Source organism: Streptomyces adustus, assembly GCF_009377175.1.
Taxonomy (GTDB): domain Bacteria; phylum Actinomycetota; class Actinomycetes; order Streptomycetales; family Streptomycetaceae; genus Streptomyces; species Streptomyces adustus.
Map to the genome: position 1 here is coordinate 26608 of NZ_VJZD01000016.1, position 20700 is coordinate 47307.

The window sequence follows — 20700 nt, forward strand, 5'->3', positions numbered from 1 at the left end:
CGCCCGACTTCCCCCTTCGCGGGGCATGGGGGTTCACCTTGTCCGTACCCGCCCCGCGTACCCGGACCGCCACCGGATCCGCGCTCGCCGCACTTGCCGCGCTCGCCCTGGCGGCAGGGTGCGGCGCGCCGCGTACCGAGGCGACCGCGCTCGCCCGTTCGCAGCCGGCCTCCGTCCCCGTGCCGAGCGTCTCCCCGTCGCCGGCCCTCACCGCGCGGGCGACGGAGGACCTGCGCAACCCCCCGCAGGTCGTGAGCCACGACGGACTGCTCAAGACCCGGATCGTCGTCGAGCGCAGGAAGGTGCGCCTGGCGGGGCGCGAGCTGTGGGCCCTGACGTACAACGGGATGTACATGCCGCCCACGCTGCGCCTGCGGCCCGGGGACCGGATGGAGGTCTCCTTCGAGAACAGGCTCGACGAGCAGACGAACCTGCACGTGCACGGCATGCACGTCTCCCCCGTCGGCGATTCGGACAACATCTTTCTGACGGTCGAGCCGGGCAAGTCGTCCACCTACAGGTACGCCTTCCCTAAGAGCCTGGAACCGGGCACGTACTGGTACCACCCGCACCCGCACACGCTCTCCGCCGGCCAGACCGCGGGGGGCATGGCCGGTCTGATCGTGGTCGACGGTCTCGACGACTATCTGCCCGCGGCGCTGCGCGGGATCACGGAACGCGTCGTCGCGCTCAAGGACTTCCAGCTCGTGGGAGACGAGGTCAAGACCGCGAACCTGAAGATCGGCGCCCCCACGACCCGTACCGTCAACGGGCAGCTCGACCCGCGGATCCGGATCAGGCCCGGCGAGACCCAGTTGTGGCGCCTCGCGAACATCGGGGCCAACATCTTCTACAAGGTGCAGCTGCCGGGCACCCGGTTCCATGTCGTCGCCCAGGACGGCTACCCGGTGAACCGCGTCTACTCCGTCGACTCCCTGGTCATCCCCGCCGGCGCCCGCTACGACGTGCTCGTCCAGGGCCCGAAGGCCGGAGTGTCGGAGCTGCGGACCCTGCCGTACAACACCGGCAAGGCCGGCAACCAGTTCCCCCTGGCGACCCTGGCCACGGTCCGCTCCGAAGGCGAACCCATGCGGCCCGCGACCCTGCCCACCACCTTCGCCCCGGTGGACGATCTCGGGAAGGAGCCCGTCGCGGGACGCAAGACGGTCACCTTCACGGAGAACAAGGCCGGCACGGTCTTCTACATCAACCACAAGCTGTTCGACCATCACCGCGTCGACTTCCGGGCCAAGCTCAACACCGTCGAAGAGTGGACGATCAAGAACGACAGCGACGAGGTCCACTCGTTCCACGTCCACACCAACGACTTCCAGGTGATGAGCATCAACGGCAAGCCGCAGACCAACTACGGCTTTCAGGACACCGTCGACGTACCGCCGCGCGGGAACATGGTGGTGCGGATCCGGTTCCTCGACTATCCGGGCAAGACGGTCCTGCACTGCCACATCCTCAACCACGAGGACGCGGGGATGATGGCCGTGCTCCAGATCGAGAAGTGATCGCGGACGCAGCGAGGCTCCCGGCGATCTCCCGGTCGCCGTATCACCTTGCACGCGTCTACGCGTCTACGCGGCCACGCGTCTACGCAGCGGTCCGGTGGGCGGTGACCATCAGGTACTCCCAGTCCATGGCGCCGTCGGTGAGGTGCCGCGCGGCCAGGTCGTCGAGGGCGGCGTCGAGGGCTGCCACCCGCTCGGGGTCCCCGGAGACGAAGCGGTAGGCGGCGATGGTCGGCCCGTAGCAGGCCTTGAAGAACTCCCGGAAGTCCTGCGGTCGCACGAACCGGTCCACACGCAACCGCTGCCGACGGGCGTCGACGTCGGTGACGCGGTCCCCGAACAGCGTGTGCACATGCTCCGGGTCGCCCCACAGGGGTGCCGGCTGTGCGCCGGGCGGCGGCGGGGGAACGTAGGGACGCATCGCGGTGAACATCTGCCCGATGAACCCTTCCGGGGTCCAGTTGATCAGGCCGACGGTGCCGCCCGGGCGGCAGACCCGGACCAGTTCGTCGGCCGCCTGCTGGTGGTGCGGAGCGAACATCACGCCGACACAGGACATCACCGTGTCGAATTCTCCGTCCGCGAACGGCAGGTGCTCCGCGTCCGCCTCCCGCCAGTCCACCCGGGCGCCGCGCACCGAGGCGAGGTGGCGGCCGACCTCCAGGAGCTCGGGCGTGAGGTCGCAGGCGACGACGTCGGCGCCGAGGAGGGCGGCGGGAATGGCCGCGTTCCCAGAGCCGGCCGCGACGTCCAGGACGCTGTCGCCCTGCCGGATGCCGCACTCCCGCACCAGCTCACCACCCAGATCATGGATGACGTGCGACGCCACGGAGGCATAGTCGCCCAGCGCCCACATCGCGCGGTGCTTCGCCTTCAGCGCGTGGTCGGCCTGGGCCGCGTCGCTCGCCTCGGTCATCGAATGCCTCCGGTTTCCTGCTATTGCGGCCGGTTGTTCACACTCTGGGTTCTACCCTGCCGACCGTGTAGCGGGCGGGTACGCCACGGCCGCCACGAAACGATCACCTTCAGGTGGCCGCTCACAGACTCAGTGTGATCGCGGCGGCCAAGCCGCCGAGGCCGAGGGCGAACGCTGCCTCTTTCCAGCCGCCCACGCCCCACGGCAGGAAGCGGTCGGCGGCCAGTCGGCCGGGGCCGATGGCGGCGATCGCGAGGGCTACGACGGCGATGCAGACGCTGTATTCCACACCGCCGTCCGTCTCCCACAGGCCGTGGGCGCCGGTGACCGTGGCCATCGCATTGATCATGACGCCGATCAGGGCGGCCGCCGCCAGCGGCGTCAGCAGGCCGAGGGCCAGTCCCAGGCCTCCCAGGAGTTCGGACAGACCGCCGATCGCGGCGAAGAGTTTGCCGGGTTGGTAGCCCAGGGCAGCGAATGCCTTGCCGGTCTCGGTCAGTCCCTGGCCCCCGAAGAGCCCGAAGACCTTCTGAGCCCCATGACCGGCCATCAAGAGGCCGAAGGTCAGCCGGATGAGCAGCAGACCGCAGTCGGCGGCGGTCACCACGAAGGCGGCGGTGGGCTGGGGTGCCGATGGTGTGGAACGAGCATGACGGTGCACTGTGCGTTTGGTGGACATGGGAAGGCTCCGGTCGGAACGCCACAACGGGCTTCCCCCCAGCTCGGGCATGGGCCGAGCACGATCGTGCGTGCGGAGGGGCCCCGCAGACACCACGATAACTCCACACTTTATTGGTGAAATTAGTGGAATATTGCGGTGCCCAGTGAGCCACAGGTCAAGGTTTTTACCCCGGTCCTCGCAGTGGCTGATCGCCATGGGGTTTGATCGGTGCCCGAGCACGACAGGAAGAACCGACGACCCGACCGATCGTCCCCGACCGATCACTTCCGACCAGGAGCACCGCATGACCACGGTGGTAGCCATCGATCCTCGCGGTATGGAGCACTGCGAGACGACAGCACTGGGGGTGCTGCTGCGGCATGAAGGACTCGATCTGTCCGAGCCCATGCTGTTCGGCCTCGGCTCCGGTCTGTCCTTCGTCTACTGGGACGCCAAGAACATGGGTTTCCCCTTCCTCGGGGGACGGGTCAGGCCTTTCGACCTGACCAGGAACCTGGCCGGCAGGCTCGGGCTGGAGCTTCTGGTCCAGGAGACCACCTCCCCGCGCAAGGCATGGGATGACGTCGCGGCCCTCATCGGCGCCGGCCGACCCGTCGGACTCCAGCTCGACAGCTACCACCTGGACTACTTCGGCTCGAAGGTCCACTTCGGCGGGCACGTCGTCGCCATGTACGGCTACGACGACCACAGCGCCTACCTGGTGGACACCGAACAGCAGGGCGGAGCGGTCTCCACCAGCCTGACCACCCTCGCCCGGGCCAGGGCCGCCCGCGGCCCGATGACCGCCAAGCACCGCTCCTTCGCGCTCACCGCGCCGACAGACCTGCCCGCCCCATACGGACAGATCGTCCCCGCCATCACTGCCTGCGCCAACGCCTTCCTCAACCCGCCCATCGCCAACCTCGGCCACCGCGGCATCGACAAAGCCGGCAAGCTGGTGCGCACCTGGCTCCAGCGCGCCGAGGACCCCCGGCGAGACCTGCCGCAGGCCGCCCTGTTGATGGAGAAGGCCGGCACCGGTGGCGCCCTGTTCCGCAACCTCTACCGCGACTTCCTAGCCGAATGCACCGGCCTGCTCGACAGCGGCCACCTGCGCACCGGCCACGCTCTGTACGCCGAGGCAGCCGCACTGTGGACGGAAGTGGCAGCACTGATCACGACGGCTGGTGAATCGGGCGATGCGCGGTACCTCGTCCAGGCCGGCTCGGTCCTCGGCGATCTCGCACGCATGGAACGCGAGGCCATGCAGGCGCTCAGCCGCCTCGGCGGTGAGACCACCGGCACGATCCAGCCCTGACCGTCTTCGAGGAGTTCCGGCTTCTCGAAGGCCCGACGCTCGTCAGTCGACCCCGGCTGCGCCGGCAGCCCACCCGCTACCTTCTCGCCATGGAACGGTCGATCATTCTGAGCAACCTCGCCGCGAGCGGACGGGACACCGCCCCGCAGCGAATCACCGAACTTGCCGCCGAACTCGGCATACCGGCCGCCGACCTCTTCGTTGTCGCAGGCCACCCGGTGCCGACGGAGCTACTTCCCCCCGAGCGCGACGCCAGGGTCCTGAGGCAGTTCGCCTACCGCATCAGTTTCTGCGACCACTCGCAGCTCGCCGCGCTGGAGGCTTTCGTCCGCTCGCTGCCCCGCGCCGCCGCTGCACAACCCCTCGTGCAGTCGGCGTGGCCGGGCGGCCATCCCGCCGAGACGAGGTTCGCCGCCGTGCTCGGCGAGCTGATCCGCAACCGCGGCTTCGGAATCCGTGAGCTGCCGTTCATGGGGCTGTCCCTCAGCACGCTGTACGGGATGGTGCGGCGCTGGGACCCGAGTCCGCACCGTCGGCAGCAGTTGTGTGCCTCAGCGGGTCCGCTGGGCTGGACCCTGCCCGATCTCTTCGCGGTCGCCGATGAGCCGTACTCGGAGGCGCTCCGTCCGATCCTGCACTGTCACCACCTGGGGCGGGTGCTCACGGCGGCCGTCCCCTTGACCACCGCTCAGCTGATCGAGACCGCACAGGAAGCGGATCGACTGAGCATGCGTGAGGACCAGGGCGTATGGCAGCCCGTCTCACAGGGATTCGCCGGGGAGTGCCCAGACCATTTCTGACAGCACTGACATCGCGACGGTCCCCGTCCGAGAGCCAGGCGAGCGTTCGCGCATCCCGTCCGGCGTGCGCTCCTCGAACACCCGCAAAGGCACGGACCTGCGACAGCGACGCGACTGTCACCGGATGCGGGAGCCACTGCGTCCGTGACCGGCCGGCATCTACGCCAGTGGCAAGCTTCGGGCTGGTCCACGACGCCGAGCCTGGAACCGATCGCCGGGAACGCAGGTGGCAGGCCGCGGCACGGGGGTTCCGGGGCGAGATGCCGGATGACGAGGAGGGCCAGTCCGCCGCACGGGTACTGTCCCAGGAGATGTTCGTGCGCTCCGCCGACCTGCCGACCCGGGGATGACCGAACCGGGACTCGATCCGGTGCGGCGCAGGTCGGCGGGTGTGGCCGACACCCGCGTCGTGGTGTCCGCCGAGGAACTCGCGGCGATCGAAGGCGCGATCGAAGGTGTCCTCGCCCCCTACGTGACGCGCGATCCGGAACAACGACCGAGCGGTGCTCGTGGCGTCCGTACGGCATGCACAGTCGCGTGGCGAGCGCCTGCGGCACGGTCAACCACGGCATCCGCCCCATCGACGCCGTCGCCGGAGGCGCCGATGGCCACCCTCATGGGACTCAGGGCAACCCTGATCACTGCCGCCGCCGGAAAAGCCCCGTCGCTGCTCTGGCCACTCCCCTCCCCCATACCGGGCATCCGCCTGGCTCCCGACGCCTCGCTCGTGGAGACGGTCGAAAGCGAGACCGCCGGGAGCGCCGACCGATAGGGTCCGCACGTGCGTTGATCTTCCGGGCGGCGGCCGAGCGCCACCGCAGGCGATGCGGGCGACCCTGATGGCCAGGGGGCGCCCGGCTGGTATGCCCGTCACCCCACGCAGGAGACAGCGCGATGACCGTTCAAAAACCCATGACCTTCGAGGCGTTCGTCGAGCTTGCCGCGGCCGACTCGGCTGTCGTCGGTCTGGTCCTCAAGGGCTCCCGGGCTCATGAAGGCATGACCACCGAGCACTCCGACCACGATCTGTATGTCGTCCTGGCCGGCAGCGCGGCAACGGACCTCACTCGGTTCGCGGGACACCGCACCCCGGAGCTCGACCTCGTCATCCTCTCCCTGGACGAATTCCGCGCCGTCGGCATGCCCGGCTTCGAGCGGTACGCCCTCGCCCGCGCGCGAATCGTGCTCGACCGGCTTGACGGAGGCATCGCCCAGATCCTGGCCGACAAGGCGCGGCTGGACGTGGGTGAAGCCTTCCGGACCGCGGACGATCGGCTCGACGCCTACGCCAACTCCCTCTACCGGTCGGTCAAGAACACTCGCGACGGACATGCCCTCGCTGCCCGTCTCGACGCTGCCGACAGTGTCCGGTTCCTGCTGGAGTTGCTCTTTGCTCTGGACCGCCGCCCCCGCCCTTACAACAAGTACCTGGAGTGGGAGCTCGCTCGATTCCCGCTCCCCGGCTGGGACACCGGACAGCTGCTCGACACCGTGAGCCTCATCTCGGCCACAGGCGACGTGTCCGCGCAGCGCCGCCTCTTTGCCCGGGTCGAGGCGGTGACGCGACAGGCCGGACACGGCGCGGTCCTGGACGCATGGGGTCCGCACCTCCACCTCATGCGACCGGCGTAGCAGTGTCCGGCCCGCAGTCCAGTCGCCCGAGAGGGCGTTGTCGGACGTGGTCCGCCCGACAAGGCTCAGGGCTGGCCGCGCAACAGATTCGCGGTGTGGGCGATGTTCGCCAGGCGCTGGCCCGCGTCGCGGGTCTGTTTGCGGAAGGCGGTCGCGTCGCTCTCGACGCTGTCCCTGGTCGGCAGGCACAGCAGGCTGAAGAACCAGACCAGTCCCGACTGTTCCTTCTCGCTCAGCGTGCCCCATTCACCGCGTGCCCCGCCGCAGGCCTCGGCCAGCGCGTTCACGCAGAAGGCCAGAGCGAGTCTCTGGTCGCCGCCCCACTGGCCGCGCAGCCACTGCTGGAAGTTGTTCTGGACTGCGGCCACGACATCGGGGCCGGCCTGACCGGCGAGGATCCTGGCGACCAGTTCACCCTGCTCGTTCGCTCGATTGCTGAACACGACTGACTCCCCGTTCTCTCGATCCTGGTGGTGTGCGGAATTGCCGGGTTCTCCTAAGTTGCCGGCGTGAGTCAGCGGGCCGAGGCCGCGGGCCATGCGGTCCTCGAGTCCGGTCAGGGCCTTGCGCGCCGCCCAGTTCCGTTCGTCGCGCGCGGCCTGTCGGTACCAGTTCAGCGCCTCCGGCCAGTTGCCCAGGTGGTCCTCGTAGGCGAGCCCGAGGAAGTAGGCGCCGTGGGAGCTGCCGAGCCGGGCCGCCCGGGCGTACCAGTGCATGGCGCCGTCGATGTCCGGGGCGGTGCTCTCACCGGGGAGCGTGCCCCCGAGGCGCTCCTGGGTCCGTCCTTCGAGGATCAGGCCCAGACGGGTCATCGCCTCCGGATGTCCGGCCTCGGCGGCATCCCGGTACATCGACTCGATGCGCGGCAGGCCTGCCGCGTCGATGTCCCAGTCCCGTTCGAGTGCGAGGGCGGCCTGGAAGAGCGCCTCCACGTCCTGATGGGTCGGGCCGGTCCCGACGGCCTGTTCGCCAGAAGTGTCCTCCTGCCGGTCGGAAGGGGGCCGGCGAACCGAGCCCCGGGCGATGACGAACCGCCCGGCATGGTGGCGGACGGACTGGGTGGGCCGGGGCTTGCCGTCGCGGACCAGGGCCGCCGAGGCGGTCGCGAAGGCGGCTTCGAGGGAGACCCCGTGCGGGTGGCCGTCGGCGCCCGTCTCGATCGCGTCGACCAGGTAGCGGGTGAAATGGGTCTGCGGATGGCTGCTCGTCGAGTCAGGTTCGTACCACGCGGTGCGGTAGGCGTCGGTCGCGGTCAGCGTGATGGCCCCGGAGCAGTGGGTCAGCTCGGTGATGGCGGGCGCGGACAGCGTGTGCCTGGGCAGCGTGGCCTGGCCCGAGAAGCAGCAGTCCAGGATGACCACCTTGGTGGCGGCCTGGGATTCCTCCAGGGCCTCCCGGACGTCGGAGAACCGCAGCCCGGTGGTCTTCTGGGCGGACCCGCTCAACGGGGATTCGGCGAGCGCCAGGCAGAGTTCGTCCCCGTAGAGCCGACCGTGGCCGACGAAGTAGATCAGTGCCAGGTCCGTGGCGTCCTCGAACCATCGCATGAGGTCGTCGGGCAGGTTGTTGCGCCGCCGCGGGTTGCGGACGATCTGGAGCCGGTCGGCCGGGCTGCCCGAGGACCGCGGCCAGCCGCAGCGCGGTCCCTGGAGCAGATCGGTCATCCGGTCGAGACTGTTCCTGGTGGCCGAGGCCACGGGAGGCAGATGCTCGTAGTCCCACACGCCGATGAGCACCGCCCGTGAGCGTGCGTAGTCGTACAACGGCTCAGGGCGTGTCACGGAGCAGCCGTTCGACGATCTCCAGTGCCCGGTCCGCGTTCTCCCACTCGATCTCGACCTGCTTGCCCTCGACGGTGATCTGCATCCTGAGGTTCGAGCGGCGCGAGCGCAGGAAGTCGGGCAGGGTCTTCACGGCTGCGGCCAGCACGCTGCTGCCGGCCAGCACCGCCAGTACGTCGGCGGTGCCGAGCTCGCCGGGGGCCGGTGCCGCGGGTCTGACCCGCACGCTGATCCCGTCCTGCGCACGCAGCCAGTCCCGAAGTCCCCAGAGCTGTGCCGGATCGGAGAGCGTCAGTTCGAGCGTGCGAGGTGCGTCGGCAGTCTCATGTCCCACTGGTGCCCCCCGGCCCCTCGGTCCACATGTGCGCCTGCGCCGATTGCCGCTCTTCCCGCCGTGGTTCACCAGGCCGGGGTCCGGCAGGAACCGGTGACAGACCTGGTCTGACCGTCGCGCTGTGCATGTGTCGCCTCCGCGCTCGGGAATCCGGACGTCGGTGCTTCCCGCAGCGTAGCGGTTCCGCCCACGCAAAGGAACACGGATGTCTGTTAGGAGTGAGGGCGGGGCGGCGCGACCGGTCAGGTACGCGGGCCGAGCAGACCGGCGTCCCACAGTCGGTGTACGTAGAGGTTCAACTCGACCGCAGCAGCGTCGAGTTGGCTCTGGTCACCGTCGGCCACCGCCGAGGTCGCCAGAGCGGTGGTGGCCGCGAGGATCATCCGGCACAGCAGCCGGCCCTCCGTGTCCTCGACCCCGAGGGTCTGCGCGACCAGGTCCACCACGGTGTCGTACAAGGGCGCCCGCACGGGAAGCACACCGGGCCCGGCCGCGTACGCCTCCACCAGGCAGAGCCGGGCCGTGGGCCAGTCGGCGGCCAGTGTGCGGAGGTAGGCGTCGATCAGCCGCCCGAACCGGTGCGGCGGGCCGTCGTCGGCATCGGCGGAGGGCTCGCTCGCGGCAGCGGCGAGCCGTTCGAGCACCTGCCCCAACAGGCTCTCCCCGGCCGCCTGGTAGGCCGCGGCGAAACAGTCCGCCTTGGAGTCGAAGTAGCGGTAGAACGTCTGCCGGGAGACCCCCGCCCGCCTGATGACGTCCTCGACCGTGGTGGCGGCGTACCCCCGTTCGGCCAGTACCTGCGCCAACGCCGCGTACACGCGCTCTCGTTGCAGCGACTCCACCTCGTCGACCGGCAGGGCGCTCATGCCCCGGGGAAGCTTGCGCCGCGGTGTCGTCGTCATGGGCGCAGGTTAGCCCGCCGGGCACAACCCGCCAGGCACAACCCGTCCGTCACCGTTCACGGACCGGAAGTCCGCTACTGGCCGAGCTCGTAGTCGAACCAGATGCGGTGGGTGCCGTCCTCGTCGACCGCGATGCCGCCCGTCCCGGTGATCCCGGTCAACGCTCCCGTTCCGCTGGCCGGTACGACGATGAAGAACTCGCTCTCCCTCCCTCCGCCCCGAGTCGTCGCGGAGTGCGCGAAGTTGAACGCGCCGGCCCGCCCGTGGAGCGTCCCCTCGAAGGACTCCATCGCGACGTACGTCCCCGTCCCGCCGGCCTGGTCGAACGCGGCGGTGAACAGGGTCGCGGATCGTCCGGCGACCTCGCCTTCGTACTGCTTGTCCATCGTGGCGACACCGACGGGCAGCGCCGTGTCGATCGCGGGGCTCGGTACCGGAGCCGGGGTGAAGTCGGCAACCTTGAACGTTCCTGAAGCTCGCATCCTCGGATCGTATGCCGCCCCACTGACATCACCGCCGGGCCATCCGCGTTCCCGGTGCTCATCTGCGGTACGCGGTGACTGCGACCGCGGGCAGGAGAGCGAGGGAGAGGGCGCCGCCGGTCAGGGCGAGGGCGGGATAGCCAGTGGCGGCCACCATGATCCCGGAGGCCATGCCTCCGGTCGCGCCCGCGATGGCGATGGAGACGTCGACCAGACCCTGGGTCCTGGCGCGGGTCGCGAGCGGGACGGTGTCGGTGATGATCGCGGTGCCGGACACGAGGCCGAAGTTCCAGCCCAGGCCGAGCAGGGCGAGTGCGAGGGCGAGCAGGACGACGGAGTCGGCGGGTGCCGCGGCGGCGAGGACACCGGCGGCAAGGAGGGTGATGCCGGAGGCGGCGGCCGTCTTCATGCGGCCGAAGCGGTCGACGAGTCGGCCGGTGAGTGGGGAGGGCAGGTACATGGCGCCGATGTGGATGGCGATGACCAGGCCGGAGGCGGCGGTTCCGTGGCCGTGGTCGTGCATGTGGACCGGCGTCATCGTCATGATGGCGACCATGACGAGCTGGGTGAGGATCATCACCAGCGCACCGAGGACGACTCCTCCGCGGCCCTCGTCCGGGCCGGCGGCGTCGGCGGCCCGCGCGGCCCCGGCGTCGGCCGCCTCGGCCTGGGCAAGGCGGCGGGCCATGAGCAGCGGGTCGGGTCGCAGCCATACGGCGAGGACGACGGCGGCGAGGGCGTAGGCGGCGCCGGAGAGGATGAAGGGTCCGGCGAGGTGGGGGATGCCGAGGCGTTCGGCGAAGGTGCCGGTGGGGGCGGCGAGGTTGGGGCCGGCGACGCCGCCGAGGGTGGTGGCGACCAGCACGGTGGACACCGCGCGGGCGCGGTGTCCGGGGGCGGCGAGGTCGGCCCCGGCGTAGCGGGCCTGGAGGTTGGTGGCGGTGCCCGCGCCGTAGACGAACAGGGAGAGGAACAGCAGCACCGGATTGTCCAGGACGGCGGCGACGAGGACGCCGGCCGAGCCGATCGCCCCGGTGAGATAGCCGGCCGCGAGTCCGGGGCGGCGGCCGCGGGCCTGGGAGACGCGGCCGACGGTGACCGCGGTGAGGGCGGAACCGGCGGTGATCAGGGCGCTGGGCAGCCCGGCGAGGTTGGTGGAGCCCAGCATGTCCTGGGCCAGGAGGGCGCCGACGGTCACACCGGCGGCGAGCCCGGCGCCGCTGAGGACCTGGGAGGCGACCAGGACCCGCAGGATGCGGCGCTGGGCGAGGGCGGCATCGGGTATGCGGGTCGTCGTGTCGGCGGGTGCGGTATCGGTCATGCGTCTCTTCCAGAGGAGGGCCGGCGGGAGTGGGGCAGCGACCTGGGCGGGACGGTGCACGCGGTGGTGGGGCGTCAGTCCGCGTCGGGGACGTGGGTGAGGTCGGCGCGCGGGCTGTCGGCGCTCGCGAGTGCCGTCAGGACGGATCGTGCCGCTCTCTCCCCGGCGGCATGGGCGCCTTCGACGTGTCCGGCGTACTCGGTCGCCGTCTCGGTCGACGCCCAGTGCAGTCGGCCGTCCAGGGTCGGCCGCCGGTGGAGCGGGTGGCCGGAGAGGGAGTGGTCGGTGAGGCGCTGCACGGTGGACGGGGACGTCCATCGCTCGGTGCTCCAGTTCTGTACGTGGAGCGTGTCGGGGGTGGCCGCGGCCGGACCGAAGAGCCGACCGAGCTGGGCGACGACAGCCTGTTCGAATCCGGGCCGTACGGTGCGGGCGTGCGCGAAGCCGAAGAGCGCGGCGGGTTCGCCGGGACAGGCCGGGGATCTTGCGTTCGGCGCAATGGACGACGTCGTCCACCCGGCAGTACGCGCAGTGCCCGCAACTGCCGCCGAACCAGCCGACGGCCACCCGCTCTCCGACCGTCCAGCCCTCGACCTGGTCGCCCAGCTCGGCGATGACGCCCGCGACCTCGTGCCCCGGAGTGACCGGGAAGGAGGTCGCCGTGGCGGTGGCCGTGGCCGTGGCGAGGTCGGCGTGGCAGACGCCGCTCGCCACCACCGCCACGCGGACCCGCCGACCCGTCGGCGGTGCCTGCCGGGCGAAGGACGGGTGCAGCAGGCCCCTGGACCTGGTCACGACCATGGTCACAGAGGTGCCCGGCATACGGCCCTTCCTTCGAGCACATCACGCGGCTCATAGCTGCTGGTTATGCTGAATCGGCAGAGCCCCACCATAGACACGCCTCCAACAGCCCGGTAGGGGACGCTGGTGAATGGAGCGATAAACGATGGCTATGGTCGATCGCCTGAACCTCGAAGGACTCCGGTACGCGCAGGCGGTCGCCGAGACCAAGTCGTTCAGCGCCGCCGCACGCGCCTACGGCGTCACCCAGCCCGCCCTGTCCAACGGCATCGCCAAACTGGAGGAGCGCCTCGGTGACAGGCTCTTCGACCGCTCCCCGCGCGGTGTGACCCAGACCGCATTCGGCGCCCGGCTCCTGCCGCTGATCGAACGGGCCCTGGACGCGCTCGACGCCGTCGCGGCCGAAGCCAGACGGCTGACCGAGCCCGGCGAGCAGAAGATCCGCATGGGCCTGTCACCGCTGATCGGCTCCCATCTGGTCGCCCGGGCCTTCAGCATGGTCCAGGACCTCCCGGCGCCCCGCGACCTCGTGCTGCGGGAGGCGAACATGCAGGAGCTGCGCGAAGGTCTGCTGGCCGGTCGGCTCGACATCATCCTCATCCCCGCCGTGGCCGCGATGCCGCGATTCGAGCACCGGGTCATCGACGTCGAGCCGATGGTCGTCGTCAGCCCCGACACCGCCGAGGACGCGGCGCCGCTCGAACTCGAGGAAGCCGGCAAGGAACGCTTCATCCTCGTGCCGGACACCTGCGGCCTGACCACCTTCATCACACAGCTCTTCCAGGCGCACGAGATGCCCTTGCACACCTATCCGGGCGAGGCAGCCAGTTATCAGGTCCTGGAGGATTGGACGAGGCTGGGCCTGGGCTCGGCCATGGTTCCTCGCTCCAAGCTCACCTCGCCCGACGTACCCCACCGGTCGCTGCTGGACGCGGGCCGCGAGGTGCAGATCTCATTCGAAGCCGTCTGGAGCGCCGACTCCCCGCTCGCCACGGACCTGCTCCGGCTGGCCGACCGTCTTGCCGCCGCCCGCCCCTAGCCATTCACACCCCTTATGGGCTGATTCAGCGTGGTCCTCTACCGGATCCTCGCACGGGCACCTAACTTGGCTGGCACATCGCGGAACCTTCCGCTCCGCACGACCTGTGCGCCTCAGCGAGGCATAACCATGCACATCTTGAGATGACGCCGCGGTTGGCCCGGGCCAACCGCGGCGCGGCCGCAGACGGATACGTCTGAGAGCGAGGCATCATGCACGAACTCACCGCACTGCTGCGCGAGTACGACCGCGCCCGCACCTACACCGACGAGCTGTGGAAGGACCTCACTCCGGACGAGGTGACCTGGCGCCCGCACGAGAACTCCAGCGCCATCGGCTGGCACCTGGGCCACCAGGCCCATGTCGCCCACTTCATGATCCGTAACCTCACCGCCGCCGAACCCAGCCCCGACCCGGAGCTGGACGCGGTCATGGACTCGGCGAACCCGGAGAAGTTCCGCGGCGCGCTGCCGACCGTCGAACGGCTCACCGCCTTCCGCGACGCCGTCGCCGAACGCGTCCACGCCCGCATCGGCGACATCGCGGCCGGCAAGGTCGGCGCCCCCGCCCAGCTGACCATCGTCGCCGACCACCTGCTGCTCGCGCTCATCAACCACGAGTACCAGCACGACCAGTGGATCAGCGAGGTCCGTGCCGACAACCTCGGCCACCCGCTCCCACCCGATCCCGCCTCGGACTGGATCGGCCGCGTCGACGGCTATCTCGTCTGCAATCCCTACGCCTGACCCCACCGGCCGGCGGAGTGCCGGTCCTCGCACAGGCGGCAGTTGCTCTCGCCACGGCATGATGGCGGCCATGGACAGACACACCTCCGACTGGGTGACCCTCTTCTGCTTCGAGAACGTCGCCGGATGTCCGCGCCCTGGCCGGCTGATGTCGGTTTGACTGCGTGACCGGGGGATCGACTGGTACCCCTTCGCCGCGCACGACGCCGTCACCATCATTGCGCGGCAGGGTCGTCGTAGTCGTCGGGAAGGGGGCTGTGGCGTTCGGCGAGCGGGCCGACGCCGAGATCTTCGCGCATGAGCTTGCGCATCCTGGCGGCTGCTTTGCCGCGCTCCTCCCAGCGGGCGCGGTCCTCCGGACTGCTGACGGCACTCCCGTCGGCGTAGCCGTCGCAGATGCGTCGCAGGCAGTGGAACACGCTGTTGGAGGCTTTGACGACGGGTTCGGGCGCGATGAGCCACATCCGTTCCGAGGCGGTCCCTATGCCTGAGTCCCGGAAGGCTTCACGCAGCGCCCGTGCCCGCTCGCCGTCGGACGGGTGCTCGCGCTCGGCCAAGGCCCGCAGGGTCTCCCCGAGTGCCTTCACGGTGGTGGTGTACTGCGTGTAGATGTCGAGCCGCAGCCGCAGAGCTTCTTTGACGTCCTCGTGCTTCCACCGATTCCGATCGGCGATGAGGGTGGCGCCGATGCCGATCGCGGCACCGGCCAGGGTGGAGAGCAGTGGCAACCAGTCCATGCGGGCCAGCTTGGGCCATCCCGTACCACCGGCACCAGGTCGAGATCGGAACGTTCAGACAAGGGCGTGCTGATGCACCGCGACCAGGTCGGTCAGGTCCGGTTCGCCGAACTCCGCGCGCAGGTCCGCGAACGCGGACACCTTGTCCCTGCCGAAGCGGTCGACGTACCGGGCGTACGAGTCCGCGGAGAGGAACTTCGGCGGGTTGGACTTGCTGTGGAATTTGTCGGCGTACATCACCAGTCGCTCCTCGCCGGTCACGGCGATGTAGTCGGCGACCGGCAAGGGCAGACCTTGGCTTTCCACGTCGTGCTTCGTCAGTCCGACTCCTGTGTGGCAGGAACAGAACCGGCAGAGTTCCTCCGAGAACCCTTCTCCGGCCAGGATTTCATGACCGAGCAGTCCGTGACGCAGATAGTTGGGTTTGTCGATTCTTCCGGTTTCGTCGATGAGTCGATAGACGCCGATGTCATGGAGCAGGCATCCGGCACGTACAAGATCTGCGTCGAGGCTGCGCCCCGCCGTCGAGATCAGCTTCTCCGCGACGGACCAGACGATCTCGCAGTGCGTGAAGACCAGCTCGAACGCCTCTGTGCTGGGCGCGTACTTCTCGTGCAGCGAGCGGATCTCGGAGGGGCTTGGAATCTGCATCGCCCAAGCTTACGGACTTTGGCTGCGGGCGGTTCTCCGCAGGGTGCGGCCCGCAGCCCAGGACGCGCAGTGGGGGCCGGGCAGGAGATCACCGGATGGGTACGAGTCCGCAGCAGGCGTATTTCCTTTGCCGCGCGGTCTCACCGTCTCGTAGGGTCGCCGCCGTCCCAGGAGGTGAGGCCGTGACCACGTACGGCACGATTTTGATTCCCGTACCGCTCCAACAGGCAACTCCGGTCCTGCGCAAGGTCTGCGCGGTCGGCTACGCGCTCCCCGCCGGGCCGACATTCTCCCTCGTCCATCCGGACAGGTCCGTCGACGACAACGACGTCTTCGCGCTCGCCGGGCCGATCAGCGCCGGATTGGGCGTCCCGGTGCTGGCCGCCTTCCAGTACGACGGCGACCGACTGGAGTTGGAGGTCTGGCGGGACGGGGTGCGCGCCCACCGTTACGATTCCTGGCCCAAACGGGACGACCGTGACGCCCCCGACGCACCGCTGGGCGCCGACCCGGCCGCGTTCCTGGACTTCGCCGCCGGGCCCGTGGACGGCCACCGCTTGGCCTCCGCGCTCGCGGACACCCCGATCGACGAGGAGGACAAGGATGTCGACGGCGACCCGGGCTACGTCTGGGCCCAGGCCCTGCACTGGGATGTGCTGTGCGCGCTCGGCCACCCGAAACAGGTGATCCGCCGCGCGCAGTGGGACTACTTCCACATGCGCGGCGCGCCGCAGGCGCTCGCGGAGGTGCTGGACGGCACCGAACTCATCGCCCTCGGCACGGCCGATCGCCTGTTCTGAAGGCCCCCGACCGGCGCACGGCACGAGTCGTTGTGCCCGACGGCTACAGGCCCGCCCGGGTCAGCAGCCACTCCATGCGCTCGACGGGAAGAGAGGGCGAGGCACCGGCGGCCTCCGCCACGTGCTCCGAAGGGTCGGCGAGGAGCCGCAGCAGGGAGGCCAACGGGAGATTGCGGTGGGGCGCGATCGCGCGCCGGACTCGCTCTTCGGGGTCGGAGGCCAGCTTCTCGGCGAGTGTGGGCGGCAGATCCGGATCGCGGGGCGCGAAGGAGCGGAGCCGGGGCACCGGGTCCGTGGCGAAGCGGCGCAGGATTTCCGGCGGGAAGGCCAGGACCTCCGCCCTGTCCCACCAGAACGTGTGCTTGTTCCGTCGGCGGTAGCGGCGTTCGATGTTCTCGGCGGTCGCGGGATCGACCAGGTGCGGGGCGGCGTGGGCCATGGTGAGGCGGACCATCTCCTCCTCGTCGTCGAGCAGCCGGGCCACCGCGTCGGCGGGAAGGGTCCCGGCGGCGGCCGCCGAGACGCGGAAACTGACGTAGGGCGAGTCGATGTGCGGCAGCGGATCGGCCGTGACCCAGGGCAGGCGCAGGATCCTCAGCTCCGTGCGCGCGGCGACGTTCTGACACCATTGCATGATGGTTTCGTCGTCGGCGTCGGGACTCGGGTCGGGGAGCGTACGCGACAGCTCGTGGACCGAGGTGTGGATCGTCGCCCGCTCGTGCTCCGTCGTGTCCGGCCGGGCGAAGACCTTCACTTGGACGTTCAGGGCCGGATCGACGGCAAGGACCGCGCGGACCGAAGGCGGCAGGTCGGGGTGCCGGGCGAGCTCGGCGCGCACCTCGCTGTCCGGATCGCCGGCGAACTGCTGAAGGGTGTCCGCGTCGAGAACGCTGTGGATCACCGCGCCCGCCCGGGTCACCGGGTCCGCCAGCAGCGCGGGCAGCAGGTCCGGGGGCGGTATGGGATGCGGGCTGTGCGCGAAGTAGGTCGAACAGGCCGCGGCTCGGACCGTGGCCTCGGGATCGGTCAGCAGGATCCGGCGGACCGCTTCCGGCGCTTGAGGCCAGTGCCTCGCCAGGGCGGCGCGGACCTCGGGGTCGGAGTCGGCGGCCAGACGTGCCCGCAGGTCGGGCGGCGTGTGACGACCCTGGGCCAGGTACTCGCGGACCTTTGGGTCGGGATCGACGATGAGCTGCTCCACCATCTGCCTCGGGGCGGTCCCCGCCCGCATGGCGAGCGCGCGCCGCACCGCCTCGTCCCGGTGGGCGGCCAGGTGGATACGGAAGCGGTCCGGCAGTCGGTCGTTGAGCGCCAGGCTGTGCAGCAGCCACTGGTCGTCGATCGCGATGATTTCGGCGACCATGTCCTCGGTGAGATCGGGACGCCCGGCCACCTGCCCCCAACCCCGCCGCCAGCCGAACATCCGCCGGACCATGGGGGCAGGCAAGGCAGAATTCGTCGCCAAGCCGGCCATCACCTTGTCGAGGTGGACGGGCGTCACTGCGTCGGTGTCCATGCGGCCAGAATGCCGCCAACTCCCCCGCGGACCAAACGAGGTCGCGCACCACCCGGCCTTGTCCTCCCGGTGTCCTGACCACCGATGACGGCGGGCCCGCAGCCGAGCGATAGGGTCACCCGCGTGCGGTCCCGGCGCAGGCCCACCGCAGGCGGTACGGGAGGCCGGATGACCAGCTGGCGGCGGTTCGAGCGGCACGAGACCACGTTCGAATACTGGGAGATACGCCAGGAAGGGATCCGCTGCTTCCTCAGGTGGGGCTCCGGACGCACCCCGGGCAAGGCGAGCACGACGACGCTCGAAGACGAGGAACGGGCGCGGGGCCACGCGGCACGCAAGATCAACGAACGTCTCCGCAAGGGCTTCACCGAGGTGGACCCGCCCTCCGATCCGGCGGACGCCGAGGCCGGGACACCGGTTCTGGACGTCATCGCCGGGTCGGTCGGCCCCTACGCGCCGGCTGCCTCGTACCTGCCGGTCGACGGCTTCGACGAGGTCTACCGCCGCGGGCACTCGCCCGGTCACCCGATGGGCTTCTACGAGTACTACGTACTGCGTGAGCAGGGACGCAGCGTGGTCCGCTTCGCCGTACGAGCCGGCAGCCATCAGGACGGGACGGTCGCAGGTTTCCTGGAGTTCCTCTGCTCCAGGCGTGACCTCGCTTTCGACGGCCGGTCCCATCACAAGGTGCCGTTGCCGAGCCCGGTGGGGTCCTTCGATCACGCGCTGTTCTGCTCCCCGGCACTGGGCCGGGCCTGCGCCGCAATCCCGGGAGCGGCGGCACGGGTGGCGACGGCCTTCCCCGTGTTCGACTGCGAGATCGGGGACGAGGACCCGGAGGTGCTGGTCGACGCCCGCATCCACGGTCATGCCTCGCTGCCCTACAGCGACTGGGGGCGCTCGCCGTATCCGGCCGTCGACATGCGTTTCGACGTCCAGCCGTCGTACTACCGGCCATCGCCGAAGTTCAAGGTCCACCGGGCGGCCGACGTCCAAAAGCTCATGGACGTGCTGCCGAAGGCGTCATCGCAGAGCTGGCTGGAGGTGCGGTCCTTCCGCGGCGAGACCATGCGCCTCGCCCCGGACACGTCCCTGTCCTTCGCCGACGTGTTGTCCCTTCTGGTCGGCTGAGGCAGCACCCCGGATTGCGAGGCGATCACGGTTCGTCCCGTGCAGTCGATCGCGCTTTCAGCGCAGGTCAGGCGTGTGATCAGATCGGCTCGTACGCATCAGCAGCGGCTTGGGGAGAGCCGCGGGGGAGGGAGACCGTGATGCCCGATATCGCCACAGAGACGACACAGTCGTGCCCGGAATGCGGCGCGGAGATCCGCGGCGACAGCCGGTTCACCGTCTGGTGCGCCGCCTGCGACTGGAACGTGGACCCCGAAAGACCTCGACCGGATCCCGGACGGCTGGAACGAGCCGAGCGCGTCCTGGCCCGACGGCACGGCGAGCAGTTGCTCGCCGAGATGTCGAGCGGGCAGGAAGCGCGCCCACGGCGCGATGCCTCGGCGGTGTCGGCCACCGTGCTCGCCCTGATCGTGCACGGTGTCACCCTCGCGCTCGCCGTCCTCGGTGTCTGGTGCGTGGTGGCGGGCTGGGGTGGCATCGGCATGGTGGCGGGGCCGGTGCCGTTGCTGATGGCCTGGGCGCTCGCCCCGAGGGTTCGCCGTCTGCCCGACGACTGGCCGGTGCTGTTCCGGACCGACGCACCTGAACTCTTCGCCCTGGTGGACGAGGTGGCACAGGCGGTCGGCACCCGCAGCGTGCACGCGATCGCCGTGGACGGAAGCATCAACGCCAGTGTCACGACGTACGGTGTGCGCGGCCGGCGACTGCTGGTGCTGGGCATGCCGCTGTGGGAGGTCCTGACGCCCGAGGAGCGGATCGCGCTGCTCGGTCACGAGTTGGCCCACTACGCCAACGGCGACACGCGCAACGGTCTGGTGGTGGGTACGGCGACGCGCAGCCTGGCGCTTTGGTACAACACCCTGCGGCCCCATCAGCACCCGACAGCGATCGAGATGGCCGTCAATGTCCTCTACGTGGTGCCACGGCTGCTGGTCTGGGGCACGCTGGTGCTGCACGTCCGGCTGACCTCTCGGGCCGGGATCCGGGCCGAGTACCTCGCCGACAGGCTGGCCGCCCGTACCGCGTCCACGCAGGCGGCGGTGGGTCTCATGGACCGGTTGCTCGTCGCCGGGTCGTACGGCGTCCTGCTGCGCAGCGAGACCAACCGTGCCGCCCTCGGCGGGCCGAGGTCCACCCGGGATGCCATGGCCCGGGCCGACGAGCTGTGGGGACGGCTCACCGCGTTCGCGGCGTCCATCCCGGAGCACGAATACGAACGGCAGCGGCGCGCCGGAGCCCGGCGCGGGCACCAGGTCGACACCACCCACCCGCCGACCCATCTGCGGCGGGCCGGCCTCCTCGGCGGGGAGACGGTGGCGGCCGTGGTGGTGCCGCAGGCCCGCCGGAGCGAGCAGATCGCCGCGGAACTCGCCAAGGCCCGCGCCGAGGTGGCCCGTTGCCTGCTGCGCGACGGCTTCGCGGACTGAGACCCTCCCGGGCCGCTCCTCAGGAAAAAGGTTTTGAGCCAGGCGGCGCCCCACTGCTAGGTTCTTGGTGGGCCGTTGAGTCGTCGTTTGGAGGTGAGCACCGTGAACGCAGTTACCCGTGGGTGCTCCCTCGATCCGTCACGGTCCGGCGGCTGACGTCCGGTGTCGCCAGGAGCGCCTGAGAT

Annotated in this window: 20 protein-coding genes and 2 pseudogenes; 10 read left to right on the forward strand and 12 right to left on the reverse strand. The window is 70.1% G+C overall.

From position 1 onward, the window contains the following. The first annotated feature begins 38 nt into the window (after positions 1-38). Positions 39-1520 (forward strand): multicopper oxidase family protein, encoded by a 1482-nt coding sequence (locus FNH09_RS06240; RefSeq protein WP_238426483.1) that lies wholly within the window; start codon positions 39-41, stop codon positions 1518-1520. A gap of 82 nt (positions 1521-1602) precedes the next feature. Here FNH09_RS06240 and FNH09_RS06245 read toward each other — a convergent pair whose 3' ends face one another. Continuing rightward, positions 1603-2436 (reverse strand): class I SAM-dependent methyltransferase, encoded by an 834-nt coding sequence (locus FNH09_RS06245; RefSeq protein WP_152885740.1) that lies wholly within the window; start codon positions 2434-2436, stop codon positions 1603-1605. A 121-nt stretch (positions 2437-2557) separates the two neighbouring features. Continuing rightward, positions 2558-3115 (reverse strand): DoxX family membrane protein, encoded by a 558-nt coding sequence (locus tag FNH09_RS06250; RefSeq protein ID WP_152885741.1) that lies wholly within the window; start codon positions 3113-3115, stop codon positions 2558-2560. 286 nt (positions 3116-3401) lie between these two features. Here FNH09_RS06250 and FNH09_RS06255 point away from each other — a divergent pair, with 286 nt between their 5' ends. The 4 genes from FNH09_RS06255 (at position 3402) to FNH09_RS06270 (ending at position 6847) form a co-directional block, all read left to right on the forward strand. Next, positions 3402-4415 carry a BtrH N-terminal domain-containing protein gene (locus FNH09_RS06255; RefSeq protein WP_152885742.1) on the forward strand — a complete coding sequence of 338 codons (1014 nt, stop codon included), beginning with the start codon at positions 3402-3404 and terminating at the stop codon, positions 4413-4415. 89 nt (positions 4416-4504) lie between these two features. Beyond that, a complete protein-coding gene (locus tag FNH09_RS06260) occupies positions 4505-5215 on the forward strand; it encodes a hypothetical protein (protein WP_152885743.1) in 711 nt (236 codons plus the stop codon). A 346-nt stretch (positions 5216-5561) separates the two neighbouring features. Then, positions 5562-5987 carry a hypothetical protein gene (locus FNH09_RS48210; RefSeq protein ID WP_238426484.1) on the forward strand — a complete coding sequence of 142 codons (426 nt, stop codon included), beginning with the start codon at positions 5562-5564 and terminating at the stop codon, positions 5985-5987. 122 nt (positions 5988-6109) lie between these two features. After that, a complete protein-coding gene (locus tag FNH09_RS06270) occupies positions 6110-6847 on the forward strand; it encodes a hypothetical protein (RefSeq protein WP_152885744.1) in 738 nt (245 codons plus the stop codon). A 65-nt stretch (positions 6848-6912) separates the two neighbouring features. Here FNH09_RS06270 and FNH09_RS06275 read toward each other — a convergent pair whose 3' ends face one another. The 7 genes and pseudogenes from FNH09_RS06275 to FNH09_RS50050 all read right to left on the reverse strand — a co-directional run. Next, positions 6913-8628, reverse strand: a complete 1716-nt coding sequence (locus FNH09_RS06275; RefSeq protein WP_152885745.1) for a caspase, EACC1-associated type — start codon at positions 8626-8628, stop codon at positions 6913-6915. Further along, positions 8615-8962, reverse strand: a complete 348-nt coding sequence (locus tag FNH09_RS49735; RefSeq protein ID WP_152885746.1) for an effector-associated constant component EACC1 — start codon at positions 8960-8962, stop codon at positions 8615-8617. The genes FNH09_RS06275 and FNH09_RS49735 overlap by 14 nt, the downstream gene beginning before the upstream one ends. 242 nt (positions 8963-9204) lie before the next feature. Continuing rightward, positions 9205-9864: a TetR/AcrR family transcriptional regulator gene (locus tag FNH09_RS06285; protein WP_202919604.1), complete on the reverse strand. Its 660-nt coding sequence runs from the start codon at positions 9862-9864 to the stop codon at positions 9205-9207. A 74-nt stretch (positions 9865-9938) separates the two neighbouring features. Then, entirely contained in the window at positions 9939-10346 is a 408-nt protein-coding gene (locus FNH09_RS06290) for a DUF3224 domain-containing protein (RefSeq protein ID WP_152885747.1), read from the reverse strand. Between the two features lie 58 nt (positions 10347-10404). Beyond that, positions 10405-11667, reverse strand: a complete 1263-nt coding sequence (locus tag FNH09_RS06295) for an MFS transporter (protein WP_152885782.1) — start codon at positions 11665-11667, stop codon at positions 10405-10407. Positions 11668-11741: 74 nt separating this feature from the next. Continuing rightward, a pseudogene (locus FNH09_RS06300) lies at positions 11742-12173 on the reverse strand (FAD-dependent oxidoreductase); the annotation flags it as partial. Next, positions 12154-12489, reverse strand: a pseudogene (locus tag FNH09_RS50050) (alcohol dehydrogenase catalytic domain-containing protein); the annotation flags it as partial. The pseudogenes FNH09_RS50050 and FNH09_RS06300, both read right to left, overlap by 20 nt. 124 nt (positions 12490-12613) lie before the next feature. Between FNH09_RS50050 and FNH09_RS06310 the strand changes: the two are divergent. Further along, positions 12614-13507: a LysR family transcriptional regulator gene (locus tag FNH09_RS06310; protein WP_238426486.1), complete on the forward strand. Its 894-nt coding sequence runs from the start codon at positions 12614-12616 to the stop codon at positions 13505-13507. A gap of 212 nt (positions 13508-13719) precedes the next feature. Beyond that, positions 13720-14253 carry a DinB family protein gene (locus FNH09_RS06315; RefSeq protein ID WP_152885748.1) on the forward strand — a complete coding sequence of 178 codons (534 nt, stop codon included), beginning with the start codon at positions 13720-13722 and terminating at the stop codon, positions 14251-14253. Between the two features lie 215 nt (positions 14254-14468). Here FNH09_RS06315 and FNH09_RS06320 read toward each other — a convergent pair whose 3' ends face one another. Both FNH09_RS06320 and FNH09_RS06325 read right to left on the reverse strand, forming a co-directional pair. After that, on the reverse strand, positions 14469-14990 hold the full coding sequence (locus tag FNH09_RS06320; RefSeq protein ID WP_238426487.1) for a hypothetical protein: 522 nt from the start codon (positions 14988-14990) through the stop codon (positions 14469-14471). A gap of 54 nt (positions 14991-15044) precedes the next feature. Continuing rightward, positions 15045-15641, reverse strand: a complete 597-nt coding sequence (locus tag FNH09_RS06325; RefSeq protein WP_152885749.1) for an HDIG domain-containing metalloprotein — start codon at positions 15639-15641, stop codon at positions 15045-15047. 182 nt (positions 15642-15823) lie between these two features. Here FNH09_RS06325 and FNH09_RS06330 point away from each other — a divergent pair, with 182 nt between their 5' ends. Beyond that, the gene (locus tag FNH09_RS06330) at positions 15824-16441 is read left to right on the forward strand and encodes a hypothetical protein (RefSeq protein ID WP_152885750.1); all 618 of its coding nucleotides are present in this window, start codon (positions 15824-15826) and stop codon (positions 16439-16441) included. Between the two features lie 43 nt (positions 16442-16484). Here the strand turns inward: FNH09_RS06330 and FNH09_RS06335 are convergent, their stop codons facing one another. Then, entirely contained in the window at positions 16485-17957 is a 1473-nt protein-coding gene (locus FNH09_RS06335; RefSeq protein ID WP_152885751.1) for a hypothetical protein, read from the reverse strand. 168 nt (positions 17958-18125) lie between these two features. Between FNH09_RS06335 and FNH09_RS06340 the strand changes: the two genes are divergently transcribed. Both FNH09_RS06340 and FNH09_RS06345 read left to right on the forward strand, forming a co-directional pair. After that, positions 18126-19088 carry a WGR domain-containing protein gene (locus FNH09_RS06340; RefSeq protein WP_152885752.1) on the forward strand — a complete coding sequence of 321 codons (963 nt, stop codon included), beginning with the start codon at positions 18126-18128 and terminating at the stop codon, positions 19086-19088. A 140-nt stretch (positions 19089-19228) separates the two neighbouring features. After that, entirely contained in the window at positions 19229-20515 is a 1287-nt protein-coding gene (locus FNH09_RS06345; RefSeq protein WP_152885753.1) for a M48 family metallopeptidase, read from the forward strand. Positions 20516-20700: the final 185 nt, after the last annotated feature.